20 protein-coding genes are annotated in these 17,750 nt (G+C 72.7%); 11 read left to right on the top strand and 9 right to left on the bottom strand.

All coding sequences use genetic code 11. The annotated features are described in order from the left end of the window. Positions 1–4: 4 nt before the first annotated feature. Together V6U81_RS09690 and mtfM are read right to left on the bottom strand one after the other, a co-directional pair. Positions 5–607: a heme-binding beta-barrel domain-containing protein gene (locus V6U81_RS09690; protein WP_334486923.1), complete on the bottom strand. Its 603-nt coding sequence runs from the start codon at positions 605–607 to the stop codon at positions 5–7. A 64-nt stretch (positions 608–671) separates the two neighbouring features. Next, positions 672–776, bottom strand: a complete 105-nt coding sequence (gene mtfM, locus V6U81_RS09685; protein WP_036376929.1) for a small membrane protein MtfM — start codon at positions 774–776, stop codon at positions 672–674. Positions 777–788: 12 nt separating this feature from the next. On the opposite strand from mtfM, the gene V6U81_RS09680 reads away from it, so the two are divergent. From V6U81_RS09680 to V6U81_RS09670, 3 genes are all read left to right on the top strand, one after another. Further along, a complete protein-coding gene (locus tag V6U81_RS09680) occupies positions 789–1,163 on the top strand; it encodes a DsrE family protein (protein ID WP_334486921.1) in 375 nt (124 codons plus the stop codon). Between the two features lie 96 nt (positions 1,164–1,259). After that, entirely contained in the window at positions 1,260–1,640 is a 381-nt protein-coding gene (locus V6U81_RS09675) for an SCP2 sterol-binding domain-containing protein (protein ID WP_334486919.1), read from the top strand. Further along, positions 1,637–3,691 (top strand): amylo-alpha-1,6-glucosidase, encoded by a 2,055-nt coding sequence (locus tag V6U81_RS09670; RefSeq protein ID WP_334486918.1) that lies wholly within the window; start codon positions 1,637–1,639, stop codon positions 3,689–3,691. The genes V6U81_RS09675 and V6U81_RS09670 overlap by 4 nt, the downstream gene beginning before the upstream one ends. A gap of 22 nt (positions 3,692–3,713) precedes the next feature. Here V6U81_RS09670 and V6U81_RS09665 read toward each other — a convergent pair whose 3' ends face one another. From V6U81_RS09665 to V6U81_RS09640, 6 genes are all read right to left on the bottom strand, one after another. Next, positions 3,714–4,562, bottom strand: a complete 849-nt coding sequence (locus tag V6U81_RS09665; protein WP_334486916.1) for a hypothetical protein — start codon at positions 4,560–4,562, stop codon at positions 3,714–3,716. A 117-nt stretch (positions 4,563–4,679) separates the two neighbouring features. Beyond that, positions 4,680–5,003 (bottom strand): DUF1416 domain-containing protein, encoded by a 324-nt coding sequence (locus V6U81_RS09660; RefSeq protein ID WP_334486915.1) that lies wholly within the window; start codon positions 5,001–5,003, stop codon positions 4,680–4,682. A 5-nt stretch (positions 5,004–5,008) separates the two neighbouring features. Beyond that, a complete protein-coding gene (locus V6U81_RS09655; RefSeq protein ID WP_334486913.1) occupies positions 5,009–5,884 on the bottom strand; it encodes a sulfurtransferase in 876 nt (291 codons plus the stop codon). Between the two features lie 207 nt (positions 5,885–6,091). Then, the gene (locus V6U81_RS09650; RefSeq protein WP_323135737.1) at positions 6,092–6,169 is read right to left on the bottom strand and encodes an Ms5788A family Cys-rich leader peptide; all 78 of its coding nucleotides are present in this window, start codon (positions 6,167–6,169) and stop codon (positions 6,092–6,094) included. Positions 6,170–6,283: 114 nt separating this feature from the next. Next, a complete protein-coding gene (locus V6U81_RS09645; RefSeq protein ID WP_334486911.1) occupies positions 6,284–7,072 on the bottom strand; it encodes an LmeA family phospholipid-binding protein in 789 nt (262 codons plus the stop codon). 110 nt (positions 7,073–7,182) lie between these two features. After that, the gene (locus tag V6U81_RS09640; RefSeq protein ID WP_334486909.1) at positions 7,183–8,232 is read right to left on the bottom strand and encodes a hypothetical protein; all 1,050 of its coding nucleotides are present in this window, start codon (positions 8,230–8,232) and stop codon (positions 7,183–7,185) included. A gap of 257 nt (positions 8,233–8,489) precedes the next feature. On the opposite strand from V6U81_RS09640, the gene V6U81_RS09635 reads away from it, so the two are divergent. From V6U81_RS09635 to pstB, 7 genes are all read left to right on the top strand, one after another. After that, positions 8,490–9,203, top strand: a complete 714-nt coding sequence (locus tag V6U81_RS09635) for a winged helix-turn-helix transcriptional regulator (RefSeq protein WP_334486906.1) — start codon at positions 8,490–8,492, stop codon at positions 9,201–9,203. Between the two features lie 176 nt (positions 9,204–9,379). Further along, positions 9,380–10,264 (top strand): polysaccharide deacetylase family protein, encoded by an 885-nt coding sequence (locus tag V6U81_RS09630; protein ID WP_334487153.1) that lies wholly within the window; start codon positions 9,380–9,382, stop codon positions 10,262–10,264. Between the two features lie 44 nt (positions 10,265–10,308). Next, positions 10,309–11,235: a mycothiol synthase gene (mshD, locus tag V6U81_RS09625; protein ID WP_334486903.1), complete on the top strand. Its 927-nt coding sequence runs from the start codon at positions 10,309–10,311 to the stop codon at positions 11,233–11,235. 427 nt (positions 11,236–11,662) lie between these two features. Next, complete coding sequence (gene pstS / locus V6U81_RS09620) at positions 11,663–12,763, top strand: phosphate ABC transporter substrate-binding protein PstS (RefSeq protein WP_334486901.1); 1,101 nt, start codon at positions 11,663–11,665, stop codon at positions 12,761–12,763. 44 nt (positions 12,764–12,807) lie between these two features. Further along, positions 12,808–13,899, top strand: a complete 1,092-nt coding sequence (gene pstC, locus V6U81_RS09615; RefSeq protein ID WP_334486898.1) for a phosphate ABC transporter permease subunit PstC — start codon at positions 12,808–12,810, stop codon at positions 13,897–13,899. Beyond that, positions 13,896–14,984 carry a phosphate ABC transporter permease PstA gene (gene pstA / locus V6U81_RS09610; protein ID WP_334486896.1) on the top strand — a complete coding sequence of 363 codons (1,089 nt, stop codon included), beginning with the start codon at positions 13,896–13,898 and terminating at the stop codon, positions 14,982–14,984. Before pstC ends, pstA begins: the two co-directional genes overlap by 4 nt. A gap of 20 nt (positions 14,985–15,004) precedes the next feature. Then, positions 15,005–15,781, top strand: a complete 777-nt coding sequence (gene pstB, locus V6U81_RS09605) for a phosphate ABC transporter ATP-binding protein PstB (RefSeq protein WP_334487150.1) — start codon at positions 15,005–15,007, stop codon at positions 15,779–15,781. A 99-nt stretch (positions 15,782–15,880) separates the two neighbouring features. Here the strand turns inward: pstB and V6U81_RS09600 are convergent, their stop codons facing one another. Then, positions 15,881–16,708: an NUDIX hydrolase gene (locus V6U81_RS09600; protein ID WP_334486893.1), complete on the bottom strand. Its 828-nt coding sequence runs from the start codon at positions 16,706–16,708 to the stop codon at positions 15,881–15,883. Positions 16,709–16,779: 71 nt separating this feature from the next. Between V6U81_RS09600 and V6U81_RS09595 the strand changes: the two genes are divergently transcribed. Then, positions 16,780–17,748 (top strand): Gfo/Idh/MocA family protein, encoded by a 969-nt coding sequence (locus V6U81_RS09595; RefSeq protein WP_334486890.1) that lies wholly within the window; start codon positions 16,780–16,782, stop codon positions 17,746–17,748. Positions 17,749–17,750 lie beyond the last annotated feature (2 nt).

Genomic DNA, 17,750 nt, shown 5'->3' with positions numbered 1-17,750 from the left:
GCGGTCAGCCGGCGACGCGGGTCAGGCGGGCGGAGAGGTGCGGGCTGAGCGGGTGACCCATGCCGGCCATCTCCTGGGCGTACAGCAGGGCGCCCTCGACGATGCCGAAGAGCCGGGCGCCGGCGGTGACCTCCTTGGCCGTGGCCGTGCGCACCACCGCGTCGGTGGCGAACTCGATCTGGGTGCCGGTGCGCTTGCCGATGTAGAGCTCCATGATCCCGGTCGGGCTCATCATCAGGGCTTCCAGCTCGTCGGTGGCCCGCTCGCCGTCCAGCACCGGCCGCCACCAGCCGATCTCACGCCCGGCCGGGCGGACCGGCCGGCTCTCTGCGTCGAGGATCCAGGCCCGGGACTCGTAGTGCAGGAAAGGCCGGCCGTCGTGGCTGATCCGGATCTCCTGGGCGAAGTCGAAGTCCTCGATGGTGGGGAAGCCGCCGCGGCCCCGGCCGCGCCAGACCCCGATGTACGGCAGCAGCCCGTCCAGCGTCGGGTGCAGCTTCGGGCCGACCCGCAGGTCGTGGCTCTCCTCGTACGGGTACTCCTCGACCGGCGGCGCGTTCAGCCACGGCGGCTGCAGCGGGTTCTCGTCCGACGGGTTCGCGCTCACCGGTTGTCTCCACTCTTCTTCGTTCGCAACCGCGGGGCTCGCAGACCCGGCGCGCTCCTCGCGGTCACCAACGTCCTCTCGACATGCGTACGGCAAGGTAGACCAGGCCACCGGCGAGCGCGCCCAGGCCCGCGACCAGCAGGCTGACGAACCCGATCTCGGTAACCATCATGGTCATCCTATGCTGGGTGCCATGGCCCGCACTCTCGTCGTCAAGGCCACCGCCGGAGCGGACGCTCCGGAGCGGTGCGCCCAGGCCTTCACCGTCGCCGCCACCGCCGCCGCGGCCGGGGTGGAGGTGTCGCTCTGGCTGACCGGCGAGTCGACCTGGTTCGCGCTGCCCGGCAGGGCCGAGGAGTTCGACCTGCCGCACTCCGCGCCGCTGGCCGAGCTGCTGCACGTCATCCTCACCACCGGCCAGGTCACCGCCTGCACCCAGTGCGCCGCCCGCCGGGAGATCGGCCCGGACGACGTGCTGCCCGGCGTGCGGATCGCCGGGGCGGCGGTCTTCGTCGAGGAGGCGATCGCCGAGGGGGCCCAGGCGCTGGTCTACTGACCGCCGCCGTCGGCCGATCGGCCGGCATGCTCCGTCCGAACTGTCCGGAGTGCCGATACTGACCCGGCTTGTCGGCCCGCTGCCTACCATTCGGATGTGAACGAGGCGACGGAGGAGTTCTTCGCATCGCTGCCGGCGCGCGCCCCGGCGGTGCTGCACGGGCCAGTCAGCGGGACGATCCAGATCGACCTCGCCTCCGGCAACCGCACCGAGCATTGGCTGGTCCAGCTGAGCCCCGGCGAGATCGTGGTGAACCGGGCCCGCGGCCCGGCGGACGCCATCTGGAACAGCAGCGCGCACCTCTTCGAACGGCTGGTCACCGGGCGCGCCCAGGGCATCTCGGCGGTGCTGCGCAACGAGACCACCTTCAGCGGCAACGTGGCGCTCTTCCTCGCCTTCCGCCGCTTCTTTCCCGACCCGCCGGGTGCCCGCGACCCCCGGGAGGTCGCCCGGGAGCAGGTCGGACGGCGGGGATGAAACAACTGGTCAGCATCCTCGACGGCAACACGTTCGTGGTCAGCGACCGCCGGGGGGACATCGAACCGTCGTACGACTTCCCCACCGGGCTCTTCTCCTTCGACACCCGCTTCCTCTCCACCTGGCTGCTCACCCTCGACGGCGAGCGGCTGCACGAACTTTCCATCGACGACGCGAACTCATACCAGACCCGTTTCTTCCTGGTCCCCGGCGAGCCGACGCACTACCTCGACGCGAAGGTGTCGGTGATCCGCCGGCGGGACATCGGCGGCAGCCTCAGCGAGGAACTGACCGTGATCAACCACTCCGGCCGGGAGATGGGGTTCCGGCTCCGGATGGACATGGGCTCTGACTTCGCCGACCTCTTCGAGATCAAGCACAAGCGGCGGAAGCAGGGCCGGACCACCGCCGTCGCCGGCGAGAACGAGCTGCGGCTGACCTACCGGCGGGAGGCGTTCCACCGGGAGGCGGTGATCACCAGCACCGCGGCCGCGGACGTCGACCAGGCCGGGATGACCTGGTCCATCACGGTGGGCCCGCACGGCGAGTGGAAGACCAGGCTGCAGGTGGCGACGGTCATCTACGGCGCGCGGGGCGAGGACGTCCGGGCCACCACCCCGCTCGGCGGCAGCCGCACCGTCGCCGCCATCCGGGCCGAGCAGCAGGAACTCCTCGACCGGGCGCCGACGCTGGGCTGCGACTGCGAGCCCCTCGCCGGGGCGTACCGGCAGAGTCTCAACGACCTGGCCGCCCTCCGGTACGAGTCGATCACACTCGGGGTCCGGCTGGTCGCCGCCGGGCTGCCCTGGTTCATGACCCTTTTCGGCCGAGACAGCATCCTGACCTCGTTTCAGCTGCTGCCGTTCCTGCCGGACCTCGTCCCGCCGACCATCCTGATGCTGGCCGGCCTCCAGGGCCACCGGCTGGACGACTTCCGCGACGAGGAGCCCGGCAAGATCCTGCACGAGCTGCGCTACGGCGAGACGGCCGGCTTCGAGGAGCAGCCGCACTCCCCCTACTACGGCTCGGCCGACGCCACCCCGCTCTTCGTGATCCTGCTCGACGAGTACGAGCGCTGGACCGGCGACGCCATGCTCGTCAAGCAGCTGGAGTTCGCCGCCCGGTCGGCCCTGGCCTGGATCGACTCGTACGGCGACCTGCTCGGCACCGGCTACGTCTGGTACCGCACCCGCAACTCGGAGACCGGCCTGGAGAACCACTGCTGGAAGGACTCCTGGGACTCCATCTCGTACGCCGACGGCCGGTTCCCGGCGTTCCCCCGGGCCACCTGCGAGATCCAGGGGTACGCGTACGACGCGAAGGTGCGCGGCGCCCGGATGGCCCGGAAGTTCTGGAACGACCCCGCCTACGCCGAGCGGCTGGAACGGGAGGCGGCGGCGCTCAAGGAACGGTTCAACCGCGACTTCTGGATCCCGGAGAAGAACTACTTCGCCCTCGCCCTCGACCCGGAGGGGCGGCACGTCGACGCGCTCACCTCCAACATCGGCCACCTGCTGTGGAGCGGCATCGTCGACGAGTCCCGGGCCGCCCGGATCGCCGAGCACCTGCTCGGCCCACGGCTCTTCTCCGGATGGGGGGTGCGGACCCTCGCCACCGAGCAGGGCCGCTACAACCCGATCGGCTACCACGTGGGAACGGTCTGGCCGTTCGACAACGCGTTCATCGCCTGGGGGCTGGCCCGGTACGGCTTCCGGGAGGAGGCCGGACGGATCTGCGACGCGATGCTCAGCGCCTCCCGGTTCTTCCACGGACGGCTACCCGAGGCGTTCGCCGGGTACGAGCGCGGCCTCACCGACTACCCGGTCCAGTACCCGACCGCGTGCAGCCCGCAGGCCTGGTCGGCCGGCACCCCGTTGCTGCTGCTGCGGGTGATCCTCGGGCTGGAGCCGCAGGGCGACCACCTGATCATCGACCCAGCGGTGCCGGAGGGCATGGGCCGGGTGGAGCTGCTGGACATCCCGGGCCGGTGGGGGCGGGTGGACGCCCTGGGCCGCAGCCGCACCCCGCACGACTCGACCCGCGGGCACTGACGCACCCGACGGCGGGCTCCGGTCAGCCGGCGCAGCCGGTGGAGGCGCTCAGCCGGAGCTGCTCACCGGTCGCGTCGGCCAGTACGACGACCGGGCCGCGCCGGTAGGCGTACACCTCGGGGGTGTCGACCACCGGTGCGCCGGCGGCCAGCGGCCGGAGCGCGGCCAGCGACACCGGCGCGGGGCCGGCCGGGACGGTGACGGTCCGGGCGGCGCCGCCCCCCGGGCAGGTGGCGCCGGCCCGCTCGGTGGGGCCGGTGGCCGACCGGGCGAGGGCGCGCAGCGCCTCGTCCAGGGCCTGCTCCCCCGGGTACCCCGGCAGCAGCGTGCCGATCTCGACGTCGGCCCGGCGGCATCCGGTGTCGGCGGAGAGCCGGACCCGACCGCCGCTGACCACCCGCCCCTCGACGGCCACGAACTCGCCGGCGTCGGCCCGGAGCCGGGGGCCGTCCGTGCTGGTCCGGACACCGGCCCGCCAGCCGGCGGGAAGGCGGTCCGCGACCCGCTCCAGCAGCGCCCGCTCCCCGCCTGCGGGAACCAGCACGTCCAGACCCCGGCTCAGCGACACGCCGTCGGCCATCGGGGTGACCCGGCAGCCCCGCTCGACCGTCTCCGGCGTCAGCGCCCAGGCGCCGTCGCCGACCGCGGTGACCAGCTGACCCATTGCCCGGTTGAGCACCGGCACGGCCTGGGCGAGGGTGCGCTGCTCGCGGACGGTCGGCGGGTCGTGCCGGACCGACCACCAGGTCAGCCCGGCGAGCAGCAGCCCCCACGCCACGGTCACGGCCAGCAGCCAGCGCAGCCAGGGCCGCTTCGGCGCCGGCTCCGGCGGACCACTCGGCGGGGCCCACCCCGCCTGGACGGTACTCACCCGCTCATCGTGTCACGCGCCGTCCGCCGCGCCGTCCGCGGTGGCCGGCGCCACCGCACGCGGTCGGGGCCGGTCACCCCGGCGGGGTGACCGGCCCCGGGCCGATCAGAGCGTGGGTCAGGCGACGGTGACGGAAACCTCGTTGATGCCCCGTCCGGCGGTCACGGCGGTGTCACCGTTGCCGTGCCGGGACAGCGCCCGCAGCGTCCAACTGCCCGGCGCGGCGAAGAACCGGAACTGGCCGGCCGGCGAGGTGACCACCTCGGCGGTGAACTCACCGGTCGAGTCGAGCAGGCGCACGTACGCGCCCGGCACGGCCTCGCCGGACTCGGCCTTGACCAGGCCGGTGATGACGGTCTCCTTCTCCAGGTCCAGGCTGGCCGGCAGCGGCGCGGCCTGGTCCGGAGCGGCGCAGCCCGCGGCGGTGGTGACAGCAGTCATGGTGATCACGCCTTCCCCACCGTGCTGGCCGGCCCGGCTTCGCCGGGCGTGTCGCCGAGCGCCACCGGCACGCCGACCAGCGAGCCGTACTCGGTCCAGGAGCCGTCGTAGTTCTTCACGTTCTGGTGGCCGAGCAGCTCCTGCAGCACGAACCAGGTGTGCGAGGAACGCTCGCCGATCCGGCAGTAGGCGATGGTCTCCCGACCGTCGTCCAGCCCGGCGTCGGCGTAGATCTTGCGCAGCTCGTCGTCGGACTTGAAGGTGCCGTCCTCGTTGGCCGCCCGGGACCACGGAACGCTGATCGCGGTGGGCACGTGACCGGCGCGCTGGGCCTGCTCCTGCGGCAGGTGGGCGGGGGCGAGCAGCCGGCCGGCGTACTCGTCGGGGCTGCGCACGTCGACCAGGTTCTTGGTGCCGATCGCGTCGACCACCTCGTCGCGGAAGGCCCGGATCGAGGTGTCCGGCTCCTGCGCGACGTACTGCGTCCTCGGGCGCTCCACCTTGTCGGTGACCAGCGGGCGGGCGTCCAGCTCCCACTTCTTGCGGCCGCCGTCGAGCAGCTTGACGTCCCGGTGGCCGTAGAGCTTGAAGTACCAGTACGCGTACGCGGCGAACCAGTTGTTGTTGCCGCCGTAGAGGATCACGGCGTCCTCGTTGCCGATGCCGCGCTCGGAGAGGAGCGCCTCGAACTGGGCCTTGTTGACGAAGTCCCGGCGGACCGGGTCCTGGAGGTCGGTCTTCCAGTCGAGCTTGATGGCACCGGCGATGTGGCCGGTGTCGTAGGCCGACGTGTCCTCGTCGACCTCGACGAAGACGACGCCCGGGGCGTCGATGTTCTTCTCGGCCCATTCGGCCGAGACGAGTGCGGTGTCGCGACTCATCAGATCACTCCCTGGTGAGGATGGATGGTGAGCCAGCGCGGGTGGATCGAGATTGGTGATTGTCGCACCACGCGCGGGACCCATAGAGGAACGGATCACGGGTTCGTGCGACGGCGCCGCTGCCGGGCGTTTCGGTGGGAGAGCACCGGGAGGGTACGTGGACCCTGAAGCCGGTTGGCCGCTAGGCGGCCGGAGACAGCCCCGCCGTCAGATGACGGAGCGACACAGGCAGGTGGCCACGCGGCACAGGTCGACCGCGCGCCGTTTGGTGAGGTGCGTCCCCATGAGCACGGACATTACCAGCCGCCTTCGCGCCTGCCACCGGACCGACCAGCATCCGGGACGCGCCCCGGGAACGCCGACGGCCCGGCCGGAGCCGGGCCGGACGCGGGGACCGGGTCAGCCGGCCGAGTTGATGGGTACGTCCTTCGCGTCGGCCGTGACCATCAGCCCCTCCGGCTTCGGCTCGACCTTGCGGACGTTGAGCTGGAACGGCAGTTCCGGCAGGGGCACGTCGACCGAGATGCCCTGGGCGTAGTTGCTCAGCAGCGTCCGGGCCAGCGGCACCGCGGGCAGCCCTTCGGCGTTCAGGTCGTTGAAGCGCAGCGACACCTTGCCGTTGTCGGCGACCGTCACGTCGGCCGTGCCGGTGACGGTGAGCTGCTGCCCGAGGACGTCCAGCGGGGCGGTCACCGCCAGCTTGCCGTTCTGCTCGCCGAGCTTCAGGCCCGGCCGGTCCAGCAGCTTCGCCAGGCTGTCGTAGGTGACCGTGCCGGTGCCGTGGACCGACTCCGCGACCACGTCGCCCTGGCCGGACCGGAGCGTGTCGAGCGAGGCCCGCACGTTGCGCGCGTCCACGTCGAGCCGCGGCAGGCTCACCGCGTCGCCCTGCACCGAGCCCTGCACGTCGGTCAGCACGATGGAGATCCGCTCGTACCTGCCGTCGAGGACCTGGGTGAGGAAGGGGAAGCCGCCGACGTCCACCTTCGGCGCGGAGGACTGCGCGTTCTGCTTGGCGACCTCCTGCTTCACCTGGTCGGCGATGGCCCGCTCGGCCACGCCGGCCGCCACCCGGTCGGCCACCACGAGCAGGCCGGCCAGGACCAGCAGCAGCACGACCAGCGCGACGAGCAGATTTCGCCCGCGCCGCCGGGGACGCTCCTCGTACGCCGGGTACGCCTCAGCCACGCCGCCTCCTGTGTCTCGTCGCCGTCGGGTGTCCACGTCACCGGCTCCTGGCCAACGACACGGTACGGCGCACCGCTACTACCCGAGCGCCGGAACGCTCAACCGTGCCGTCAGAGGAAGAGCACGCACATCGCGTACGCGGCCGGCGCGGCGAGCGCGAAACCGCCGAGCGGACCCTGCAGGTGCCGGGCGATCCACAGGGTGGGCGGCTCGCCGGCCATCAGCCGGCCCGCCTCGGCGTACCCGACGGCGAGGTCGGCCAGCACGGCGGTGGCCGCGGTGACCAGGCCGATCACCGCCGCGCTGGTCGGCGTGAAGCCGACCAGGTAGCTGCCGAGCACGGCGCTGGTCAACGTGCCGATCATCGCCCCGCCGACGACGCCGGCCGCGCCCCTGGGCACCTGGGGGGCCAGCCGGGGCCAGGGCAGGACCGCGTCGGTGAGCCGGGCCACGGTGATGGCCACGCCGCTGGCGACCAGGCAGACGGTGATCGCCTGGGTGCCGGCCGGGATCCGGCTCAGCGTGATCAGGGTGGCGAAGGCGACCACGCCGACCACGATCAGCAGGGTGCTGCCGAGCGAGTCGGTCACCCGTATCCGGTCGACCCGGCGGACCAGTTGGCCGAGCACGCCGAGGACGAAGCCGCCCGCGGCGGCGTAGCCCAGCGGGGCCAGGCCGGCGATGTCCGACTGGACGGCGGCGGTGTCGGCGACCGCCGCGACCACGGCGCTGACCACCGCCACGAGCAGCAGCGCCGGGGGGCGCATGGCCATCGTCCAGGCGAGGACGAAGAGCAGCTGGACGCCGAAGACGATGAACGCGAACGGCAGCCGGTGCCCGGGGCCGGCGGTCTGCGCGCCGAGCACCAGGCCGACGCCGAGCAGCGCGGCGAAGCCCGCGACGGTGAGCGCGAGCGGCTTGCGGATCTCGACCGGCTCGACCGGCTCCTCCTCCGGCTCCTCGGGCTCGTCGTCCGGCCGGCGGGGCGAGCCGCCCTTGCGGGCCCGGCGTGGCCCGCCGCGCTCGCGCCGCTGCTCACCGTCGTCGGGCGGGCCGGTACGCGGACCCGGCGGGTAGCCGCGGGAGGGGCCGGCCGGGGCCGGGTGCGCGTCGTCGGCCCACCGGTCGCGACCGGTCTCGGGCGAGTTCGAGGGAAACACGCCCCGATCGTGCCAGACCAGGGCGCTCCGGCGGAGGTCACGGTTTCGGCAACGTTAAAACCTGCGGAGCGTTCGTGGACAGAACAGGCAAACGGGAAAGGACGCCCGGGCCTCAGCTGGGCGATCAGTTACGCTCAAGCCGTTACCCGCCCGTCAGCGACGCCGGGACCCACGCAAGTTCTCAGCGCCACGCCCGATCCCAGGGCTCGTGCCGCTGGTCGCCAGCGGCCCCGCGCCGCCGGGACGGAGGTGATCGTGTGGAGATCCTGTTGCTGGTGACTGCGCGCGCAGGTGAGCCATCGGCAGTGCTGCCGGCGCTCGACCTGCTGCCGCACTCGGTCCGCACGGCGCCCCGCGACGTCCGCACGCTGGTCTCCGGGCCGAGCCCGGACGCCGTGCTGGTCGACGCCCGTTCCGAGCTGAGCGAGGCCCGGGCGACCTGCCGGATGCTGCACGCCACCGGCCTGGGCGTGCCGCTGGTGGCGGTGGTCACCGAGGCCGGCCTGATCGCGCTGAACGCCGACTGGGGCGTGGACGACGTGATCCTGGCCGGCGCCGGGCCGGCCGAGGTGGAGGCCCGGCTGCGGCTCGCGGTCGGCCGGCTGAGCAACGCCACCGCCGGGGCGGGCGGCTCGATCCGGGCCGGCGAGCTGACCATCGACCCGGACACCTACGCGGCGAAGCTGAAGGGCCGGCCGCTCGACCTCACCTACAAGGAGTTCGAGCTGCTGAAGTTCCTGGCCCAGCACCCCGGTCGGGTCTTCACCCGGGACCAGCTGCTCCGCGAGGTCTGGGGCTACGACTACTTCGGCGGCACCCGCACAGTGGACGTGCACGTCCGGCGGCTGCGGGCCAAGCTCGGCTCGGAGTACGAGTCGATGATCGGCACGGTCCGCCAGGTGGGCTACAAGTTCGTGGTCCCGCCGTCGCGGTCGCTGCCCGAGTCGGAGCACGCCCCGCTGCCGGTCTGACGCCACCCGTCCCGGCTCCACCCCCACCGAACGACTGTTTCCGATACGCCCTTTTTGCACCTGTTGCCGGCTCTAGTCTGATCTGCGGGCAACAGGGCGAAGGGGGCGACGGTGCGTGCACTGACCAGGGGGGCGACGAAGGGTCGGTTCGGCGGTCCGCTCGGACGGTGGCACTGATGCGCGCCGGGTCGACCGGCCGCGCCGTGGGCATCGTCACGCTGGTGGTCGCCGCCCTGCTCGGCTCCGCGTACGCGCTCGGTCGCAGCCTGGTGCCCGACCCGCCCGGCTCCCGAGGCGGCGTCGCCACCGGCGTCCACGGTGCCGAGTACGCCGACCAGGCGCCCGAGCACGGCACCCGGCACGACGGTGTTACGACCCCCACGCCGGAGAATCCCGACACCCCGTCCACCGGTCAACAGGCCGAGGAGCGCCGGATGGCCGCGGGCGCGGACAGCACCCTCTTCGGCGCCCGGGTCAGCACCGGCTCGCCCGACGTCGCGCTGACCTTCGACGACGGACCGGACCCGCAGTACACCCCGCAGGTGCTGGAGGCGCTGCGCCAGTACCAGGTGAAGGCGACCTTCTGCGTGGTCGGCGAGAACGCCCGGGACCACCCCGACCTGATCCAGGCGATCGTGGCCGACGGGCACACCCTCTGCAACCACTCGTGGAACCACGACGTGCTGCTCGGCAAGCGCTCCCCCGACGCGATCCGCGCCGACCTGCTCCGGACCAACGAGGCGATCCGGGCCGCCGTGCCGAACGCGCACATCGTGTACTTCCGGCAGCCGGGCGGAGCATGGACGTACCCGGTCGTCTCCGTCGCCGAGGCGCTGGGGATGACCCCGCTGCACTGGACCGTCGACCCGGACGACTGGAAGGCGCCGGGCCCCGCGAAGATCACCGCGACGGTCACCCGGGACACCGCCGCCGGCTCGATCGTGCTGATGCACGACGCCGGCGGGGACCGGCAGGGCACCGTCGACGCGCTGCACGGGATCCTGCCCGACCTGACCAGCCGGTTCCGGCTGGAGGCCCTGCCGACCGACGGGGCGACCTGAGCGGCCGCCCGGACCGCCCCGACGGATCCGGCTACGGTGACGGGGTGAGCAGCGCGGAACCGACGATCGACCGGGTGGCCCGGGCCGACCGACTCGCCCCGGCCGAGGTGGCCGAGGCCGTGGCCCTGGCCCGCCTCGCGGGCGACGCCGACGGTGCGGACCCCTTCGACGAGCACACCCTGCTGCGGTTGCGGGATCCGGAGGCGCCCGCCGTGCACCTGACCGCGCGGGCCGCCGACGGCACCCTCACCGGGTACGCCCACCTGGACACCACCGATCCGGCCGACGGGATCGGGGTCGAGCTGACGGTCCACCCGGCGTACCGACGGCGGGGCACCGGCCGGGCGCTGGCCCGGGGGGTGCTGGCGGCGGCCTCCGGACCGCTGCGGGCCTGGGCGCACGGCGACCACCCGTCCGCCGCCGCCCTCGCGGTCGACCTGGGCTTCGCCCGGGCCCGGGTGCTCTGGCAGCTGCGCCGGTCGTTGACCGCCCCGCTGCCCGACCAGCCGCTGCCGGAGGGGGTGGCGCTGCGCGCATTCCGCCCCGGCGAGGACGACGCGGCCTGGCTCGCGCTCAACACCCGGGCCTTCGCCGAGCACCCCGAGCAGGGCCGGTGGACCCCCGACGACCTGCGGGTGCGCCTGGCCGAGCCGTGGTTCGACCCGGCCGGCTTCCTGCTCGCCGAGGAGACCTCGACCGGCCGGCTGCTCGGCTTCCACTGGACCAAGGTGCACGAGCGTCCCGGCTCGGCCCGGATCGGCGAGGTCTACGTGCTGGGGGTGGACCCGGACGCGCATCGCGGCGGCCTCGGCAAGGTCCTCACCACCGCCGGCCTCGCCCACCTTCGCGACCAGCGGAAGCTGGACCGGGTGATGCTCTACGTCGACGAGTCGAACACCCGCGCGGTGGCGCTCTACGAGCGGCTCGGGTTCGCTCGCTGGTGCGGGCACGTGAACTATCGGCTGGACTGACCGGGGATGCGCCCGCGGGCGCGCGCGGTGCGCTGCTGCCCGCGCCGGCCGGGCCGCGCCGCCCGAACCTGCCCGACGACACGCCGGTCCCTCCTGGGGTACGCGCGGGAGCCGCGGGCCCAGCAACAGTCGACCGGCTCGCCTGAGGGCACCCCACCCGGTCACGCAGCGATAACGGCAGTGTACCGGCGCGATAACGACTGGCCGGATAAATCGGATTTATAGCTATAGCGGGACGGCAGTTCACCTAACGGTCAACCGTCCCTCAGCCAGCGGCCACGCGTCCGGCCGTGGGTGTTCACCTTCCGTTCATTTGCGACCGGCGAACCGGCCACCTGGCCCTCCTAGCTTCGTATCAGCCGGTCAGTGGCCGGCGCCGGAGCCACCGACCGGTCGGCTCCTCAAGACGTGAAGGGAAACCCCTCAGGTGAAGCTCCAGCGGCACGGCGCCATCGCCTGCCTCGCCCTTACCGCAATGCTCGGTCTCAGCGCTTGCGGCTCGGACAACAACGAGCCCACCACCCCGTCGGCCTCCGGCTCCGCTGCCGCCGACTGTGGCACCGGCACCCTGAACGCGCAGGGCTCGACCGCGCAGAAGAACGCGATGGCCGAGTGGATCAAGGCCTACCAGCAGAAGTGCTCCGGCCTGACCATCAACTACGAGGGCACCGGCTCGGGCGCGGGCATCGAGGCGTTCACCGCCGGCACCGCCGACTTCGCCGGCTCGGACTCCGCCCTCAAGGAGGACGCCAAGCCGAAGGCGGACGCCCGCTGCGCCGGCGGCCAGGCCGTCGACCTGCCGATGGTGACCGGCCCGATCGCGGTGGCCTACAACCTCCAGGGCGTCGAGGGCCTCCAGCTCAAGCCGGCCACCGTCGCCAAGATCTTCGCCGGCAAGATCACCAAGTGGGACGACCCGGCGATCAAGGCCGACAACGCCAACGCCACGCTGCCGTCCACCACGATCACCACGGTGCACCGCAACGACTCGTCGGGCACCACCGACAACTTCACCAAGTTCCTGACCAAGACCTCCGAGGCCGACTGGACCTTCGGCAACGCCAAGGAGTGGAAGGCCCCGGGCGGCACCGGCCAGAAGGGCTCGGACGGCGTCACCAACTTCGTCAAGAGCACCCCGGGCTCCATCACCTACACCGAGTGGTCGTTCGCCGAGAACGCCGGCGTGGGCGTGGCCAAGATCCAGAATGGCGCCGGCGAGTTCGCCGAGCTGACCGCCGAGAACGCCGGCAAGGCCGTGGCGGGCGCCAAGGTCAGCGGCCAGGGCGACAACCTCGCGCTGTCGATCGACTACGCCACCAAGGAGGCCGGCGCCTACCCGGTGGTCCTGGTGACCTACGAGGTCGTCTGCACCAAGGGCCTGCCGGCCGACAAGGCCAAGGCCGTCAAGGGCTTCCTGACCTACACCTCCAGCGCCGAGGGCCAGCAGGCGCTCACCGAGCTGGGCTACGCCCCGCTGCCGGAGTCGGTCCGCACCAAGGTCGCCGACGTCGTCAGCAAGCTCTCCTGAAACTGATCCGATCCTGACCCCTTCGTAACGGAGCGAGCGAGCAGATGGGCGACACCCCACCCCGCTCGGCCGACGCCGGCACCGGCGGGTCGCGCGTGACAGACCGTCACGCCCGACCCGCCGGTTCGGCGGTTGCGGCCGACTTCTCAGCCACCCCGACGAGCCGCGGTTCGCGCGGCCCGATCGGCGGCGGCGGAGCGCTGCCCCGGCGGCAGAAGTTCGGCGCCGAGACCGTCTTCCGTCTGCTGACCATGGCCGCCGGCTCGGTGGTGCTGATCACCATCGTGGCCATCGCGGCCTTCCTCGTCACCAAGGCGGTGCCGGCCCTCCGGGCCAACACCGTCAACTTCTTCAGCTTCGAGGGCTGGTTCCCCAACGACCCCGAGCCGAAGTTCGGCATCGGGGCGCTCGCGTTCGGCACCGTCCTGTCGGCGACCATCGCCCTGCTGATCGCCGTGCCGGTGGCGCTGGGCATCGCGCTCTTCCTCACCCACTACGCGCCGCGCCGGCTCGGCACCGCCCTGGGCTTCCTGGTCGACCTGCTGGCCGCCGTGCCGAGCGTCGTCTTCGGCCTCTGGGGCCGGGACTACCTCGTCGGGCCGGTCACCGACCTGTCGGTCTGGCTCAACACGTACTTCGGCTGGATCCCGATCTTCGGCGGCGAGGGGCCCTTCGGCCGCTCGGTCCTGCTGGGCGCGCTGGTGCTGGCGATCATGGTGCTGCCGATCGTCACCTCCCTGTCCCGGGAGGTCTTCCTGCAGACGCCGACCGCCAACGAGGAGGCCGCGCTGGCGCTGGGCTCCACCAAGTGGGAGATGATCCGCACCGCCGTGCTGCCGTACGGCCGACCCGGCGTGATCGGCGCGGTCATGCTCGGCCTGGGCCGGGCGCTCGGCGAGACCATCGCCCTCGCGCTCACCCTGAGCTTCATCTACAACATCTCCTTCAACATCCTGGAGAACGGCGGCAACTCGATCGCCGCGAACATCGCGGTGAAGTTCGGCGAGGCCAACGACGTCGGGCGGGGCGCGCTCATCGCCTCCGGCCTGGTGCTCTTCGTCATCACCCTGATCGTCAACATGACGGCGCGGGCGATCATCTACCGCCGCCGGGAGTTCACGGAGTCCGCCGCATGAGCACCATCACCTCGCACCGCACCCGACCGCCGGCGCAGCCGCTCACGCTGCGGAGCCGGCGGCTTCCGCTGCTCGCCGTCCTCGGCATCGCCGCCGGAGCGCTGGCCCTGTCGGCGGCGATCGTCTACGGCACCGGCATCGGCGGCCCCGTCCTGGTCGTCGTGGTGGCCCTGCTGCTCCACCTCGGCGGCGTCCACGCGGCCAGCACGGCCGTCGAGGGCCGCCGGCAGGCGCGCAACCGCACCTGGAGCTCGCTGATCCACGCCGCCTTCGTGCTCGCCGCGCTGCCGCTGATCTCGGTGGTCTGGACGCTGGTCAGCAAGGGCACCGAGCGGCTCGACGGCAACTTCTTCGGCACCTCGATGAACAACATCGGCCCGCGCGACCCGGAGGGCGGCGCGTACCACGCCATCCTCGGGACGCTGGAGCAGGTCGGCATCGCCGCCCTGATCACGGTGCCGCTCGGCATCCTCTGCGCCATCTACGTCGTGGAGTACGGCCGGGGCCGGTTCGCCTTCGCGATCCGGTTCTTCGTCGACGTGATGACGGGTATCCCGTCGATCGTCGCCGGCCTCTTCGTGCTGGCGTTCTGGGTGCTGGTCGTCTCGCCCCACCTGACCGCCTCCGGCCAGCCCGGGTACTCCGGCTTCGCGGCCGCCCTGGCGCTGAGCGTGCTGATGCTGCCGCTGGTGGTCCGCTCCACCGAGGAGATGCTCCGGCTGGTGCCGGCGCCGCTGCGCGAGGGGTCGTACGCCCTCGGGGTGCCGAAGTGGAAGACCATCATGCGGGTGGTCCTGCCCACCGCGCTGCCCGGCATCGTCACCGGGGTGATGCTGGCCATCGCCCGGGCGGCCGGCGAGACCGCGCCGGTCCTGCTGGTCGCCGGCGGCACCGCCGCCATCAACGCCAACCCGTTCGAGGACAACCAGTCCTCGCTGGCGCTCTTCGTCTACCAGCAGGCGGGCGACGCGTCGAAGTACTCCCCGGCCCGGGCCTGGACCGCCGCCCTCACCCTAGTCGCCCTCGTCCTGATCCTGACGATCGCGGCGAAGCTGCTCGCCCGCCGCAACCGGCTGAGCCGATGATCACCGGAGGTACCACCACCATGGCCAAGCGCGTCGAAGCCTCGAACGTCAGCGCCTACTACGGCAACTTCAAGGCGATCGAGAACATCAACCTGACCGTCGAGCCGAAGACGGTCACCGCCCTGATCGGCCCGTCGGGCTGCGGGAAGTCGACCTTCCTGCGGTCGATCAACCGGATGCACGAGGTGCTCCCGGGCGCCCGGGTCGAGGGTCGGCTGACCATCGACGAGCAGGACGTCTACGACCGGGACGTGGACGTCACGGCCGTCCGCCGGATGATCGGCATGGTCTTCCAGCGCCCCAACCCGTTCCCCACCATGTCGATCTTCGACAACGTGGTGGCCGGCCTGAAGCTCAACGGGGTCCGGAAGAAGTCGATCCTGGAGGAGGCCGCCGAGAAGGCGCTCCGCTCGGCGAATCTCTGGGACGAGGTGAAGGACCGCCTCGGCAAGCCGGGCGCCGGCCTCTCCGGCGGTCAGCAGCAGCGGCTCTGCATCGCCCGCACCATCGCGGTCGAGCCGCAGGTGGTGCTGATGGACGAGCCCTGCTCGGCGCTGGACCCGATCTCCACGCTGGCCATCGAGGACCTGATGTTCCAGCTCAAGGACAAGTTCACGATCATCATCGTGACCCACAACATGCAGCAGGCGGCCCGGGTCTCCGACCGGACCGCGTTCTTCTCCATCGAGAAGACCGGCGACCCGGGCCGGCTGATCGAGTACGACAACACCCAGAAGATCTTCAGCAACCCGAGCGTGAAGAAGACCGAGGACTACATCACCGGCCGCTTCGGCTGAGCCGCTGGTGCCCGGTCCGCGAGGGGCGTCGGTCGACCTGACCGGCGCCCCTCGGCGTGTCCGCGACGGGTGCGGCCGAAGATCGTCCCCTGCCTCGGGTCAGGAGAGCAGGAACCGCGGCTCGCCGGTCTCGGGGAGGTCGAGGCGGGGGGTCACCGGGGTGGCGGCGTCCCGGGTGGCGGCGGCGCGCGCCACCGCGGCCAGGTCGCCGGCGGCGACCACCTGGGCCAGGGTGACCAGGGTGGGCGGGAGCATGGTCAGCTCGCCGGCCTCCGCCCGGGCCAGGGCGTCCGCCGGGCGGATCCACATGGTGTGGTCGGCCTCGCCGGAGACGTCCCGGGTCCGCTGCCCCTCCGGCAGCAGGGCCACGAAGAAGTACGTGTCGAAGCGGCGCGGCTCGAACTCGGGGGTGATCCACCGGCTCCAGGGCAGCAGCAGGTCCGACCGGAGGGTCAGCCGCCGACCGGCGAGCAGGTCGGCGAAGCCCACCCGGCGCCCCTCCAGGTCCTGCCGGGCCGCCTCCCACTCGTCGCCGCTGACGTCGCCCACCACGGTCGAGGTGTCCGGGCCGGCCAGCAGCACGCCGGCCTCCTCGAAGACCTCCCGGGCGGCGGCGCAGACCACGGCCTGGGCGGCGTCCGGGGCGAGCCCCAGCCGCCCGGCCCAGTCGGCCGGGGTCGGGCCGGCCCAGTCCAGGTGGGCCTCCGAGTCGGACCGGTCGACCCCGCCGCCGGGGAAGGCGTACATCCCGCCGAAGGTCATCGCGGCGACCCGGCGGATGACGTACACCTCGAAGTCGGCGCCGGCCGGTCGGAGCAGCAGCACGGTGGCCGCGACCCGGGGCACCGCCGGGACGCCGCCCTCGGCCCGGAAGCGGCGGGCGTGCTCCACCAGAGCGGGGGGTGCGGCGAAGCCGTCGAAGGTCATCCCGCGAGCCTAGATCCCGAGGGGTGGAGCTGCCCGACCGGCCGCCGGGTCGCCCGGGATAGCGTGCCGGCATGACGCGTTGGGGGATCCTGGCCACCGGACACATCGCCGGCCGCTTCGCCGAGGACCTGCGGTTGGTGCCGGGGGCCGAGCTTGCGGCGGTCGGGTCGCGCACGGCGGAGAGCGCCGAGCGCTTCGCCGCCCGGCACGGCGCCGCCCGGTGGTACGGCTCCTGGTCGGAACTGGCCGCCGACGACGAGCTGGACGTGATCTACGTGGCCACCCCGCACGCGGCCCACCACGAGGCGACCCGGGTCTGCCTGGAGGCCGGCCGGGCGGTGCTGGTGGAGAAGCCGTTCACCCTCGACCTGGCCACCGGCGCGGAGCTGGTCGAACTCGCCCGGGCCCGCGGGGTCTTCCTGATGGAGGCCATGTGGATGCGATGTGATCCGATGATCCGCCAGGTCCTTCAGCTTGTCGCGAACGGGGCGGTCGGCGAGGTGACGCACGTCCGGGCGGACTTCGGGGCGGCCGGGCCGTTCCCGCCGGAGCACCGGATGCGCGCCCGGGCGCTGGGCGGCGGGGCCCTGCTGGACCTGGGCGTCTACCCGCTGAGCCTGGCCCACCTGCTGCTCGGGGTGCCCGAGCACGTGCACGCCTGGGCGAAGCTGACCCCGGAGGGCGTGGACGCCAACACCGGCATCGTCCTCGGCTACGACTCGGGGGAGGTGGCCACGCTGAGCTGCGGGATGGTCGGGGCGACCGCGGTCACCGCCGCCGTCACCGGCACCACCGGCCGGATCGACCTGCCCGAGCCGTTCTACCGGCCCGCCGCGGCGGTGCTGCACCGGGCCGACGCCGAGCCGGAGACGATCACCGCGGAGCTGGTCGGCGGCGGCTACCAGCACGAGGCGGCCGAGGTGCAGCGCTGCCTGGCCGCCGGGCTGACGGAGAGCCCGCTGGTGCCGCACTCGGTGACGCTGGAGGTGCTGGCGCTGCTGGACGCCATCCGGGAGCAGATCGGGGTCGAGTACCCCTGAGG

This window comes from Micromonospora lacuserhaii (assembly GCF_036902735.1).
Taxonomy (GTDB): domain Bacteria; phylum Actinomycetota; class Actinomycetes; order Mycobacteriales; family Micromonosporaceae; genus Micromonospora.
Note: the sequence above shows the minus strand (reverse complement) of the source record. Positions and strands in the feature narration are given on the sequence as shown.

What these genes read in the sequence shown, in the direction of transcription:
- pstB (WP_334487150.1), top strand. Translation starts at nt 15,005, where the DNA reads ATGGCCAAGCGCGTCGAAGCCTCGAACGTCAGCGCCTACTACGGCAAC.
- V6U81_RS09650 (WP_323135737.1), bottom strand. Translation starts at nt 6,169, where the DNA reads ATGGGGACGCACCTCACCAAACGGCGCGCGGTCGACCTGTGCCGCGTG.
- V6U81_RS09655 (WP_334486913.1), bottom strand. Translation starts at nt 5,884, where the DNA reads ATGAGTCGCGACACCGCACTCGTCTCGGCCGAATGGGCCGAGAAGAAC.
- V6U81_RS09660 (WP_334486915.1), bottom strand. Translation starts at nt 5,003, where the DNA reads ATGACTGCTGTCACCACCGCCGCGGGCTGCGCCGCTCCGGACCAGGCC.
- V6U81_RS09595 (WP_334486890.1), top strand. Translation starts at nt 16,780, where the DNA reads ATGACGCGTTGGGGGATCCTGGCCACCGGACACATCGCCGGCCGCTTC.
- pstA (WP_334486896.1), top strand. Translation starts at nt 13,896, where the DNA reads ATGAGCACCATCACCTCGCACCGCACCCGACCGCCGGCGCAGCCGCTC.
- V6U81_RS09670 (WP_334486918.1), top strand. Translation starts at nt 1,637, where the DNA reads ATGAAACAACTGGTCAGCATCCTCGACGGCAACACGTTCGTGGTCAGC.
- V6U81_RS09630 (WP_334487153.1), top strand. Translation starts at nt 9,380, where the DNA reads ATGCGCGCCGGGTCGACCGGCCGCGCCGTGGGCATCGTCACGCTGGTG.
- V6U81_RS09680 (WP_334486921.1), top strand. Translation starts at nt 789, where the DNA reads ATGCTGGGTGCCATGGCCCGCACTCTCGTCGTCAAGGCCACCGCCGGA.
- pstC (WP_334486898.1), top strand. Translation starts at nt 12,808, where the DNA reads ATGGGCGACACCCCACCCCGCTCGGCCGACGCCGGCACCGGCGGGTCG.
- mtfM (WP_036376929.1), bottom strand. Translation starts at nt 776, where the DNA reads ATGGTTACCGAGATCGGGTTCGTCAGCCTGCTGGTCGCGGGCCTGGGC.
- V6U81_RS09600 (WP_334486893.1), bottom strand. Translation starts at nt 16,708, where the DNA reads ATGACCTTCGACGGCTTCGCCGCACCCCCCGCTCTGGTGGAGCACGCC.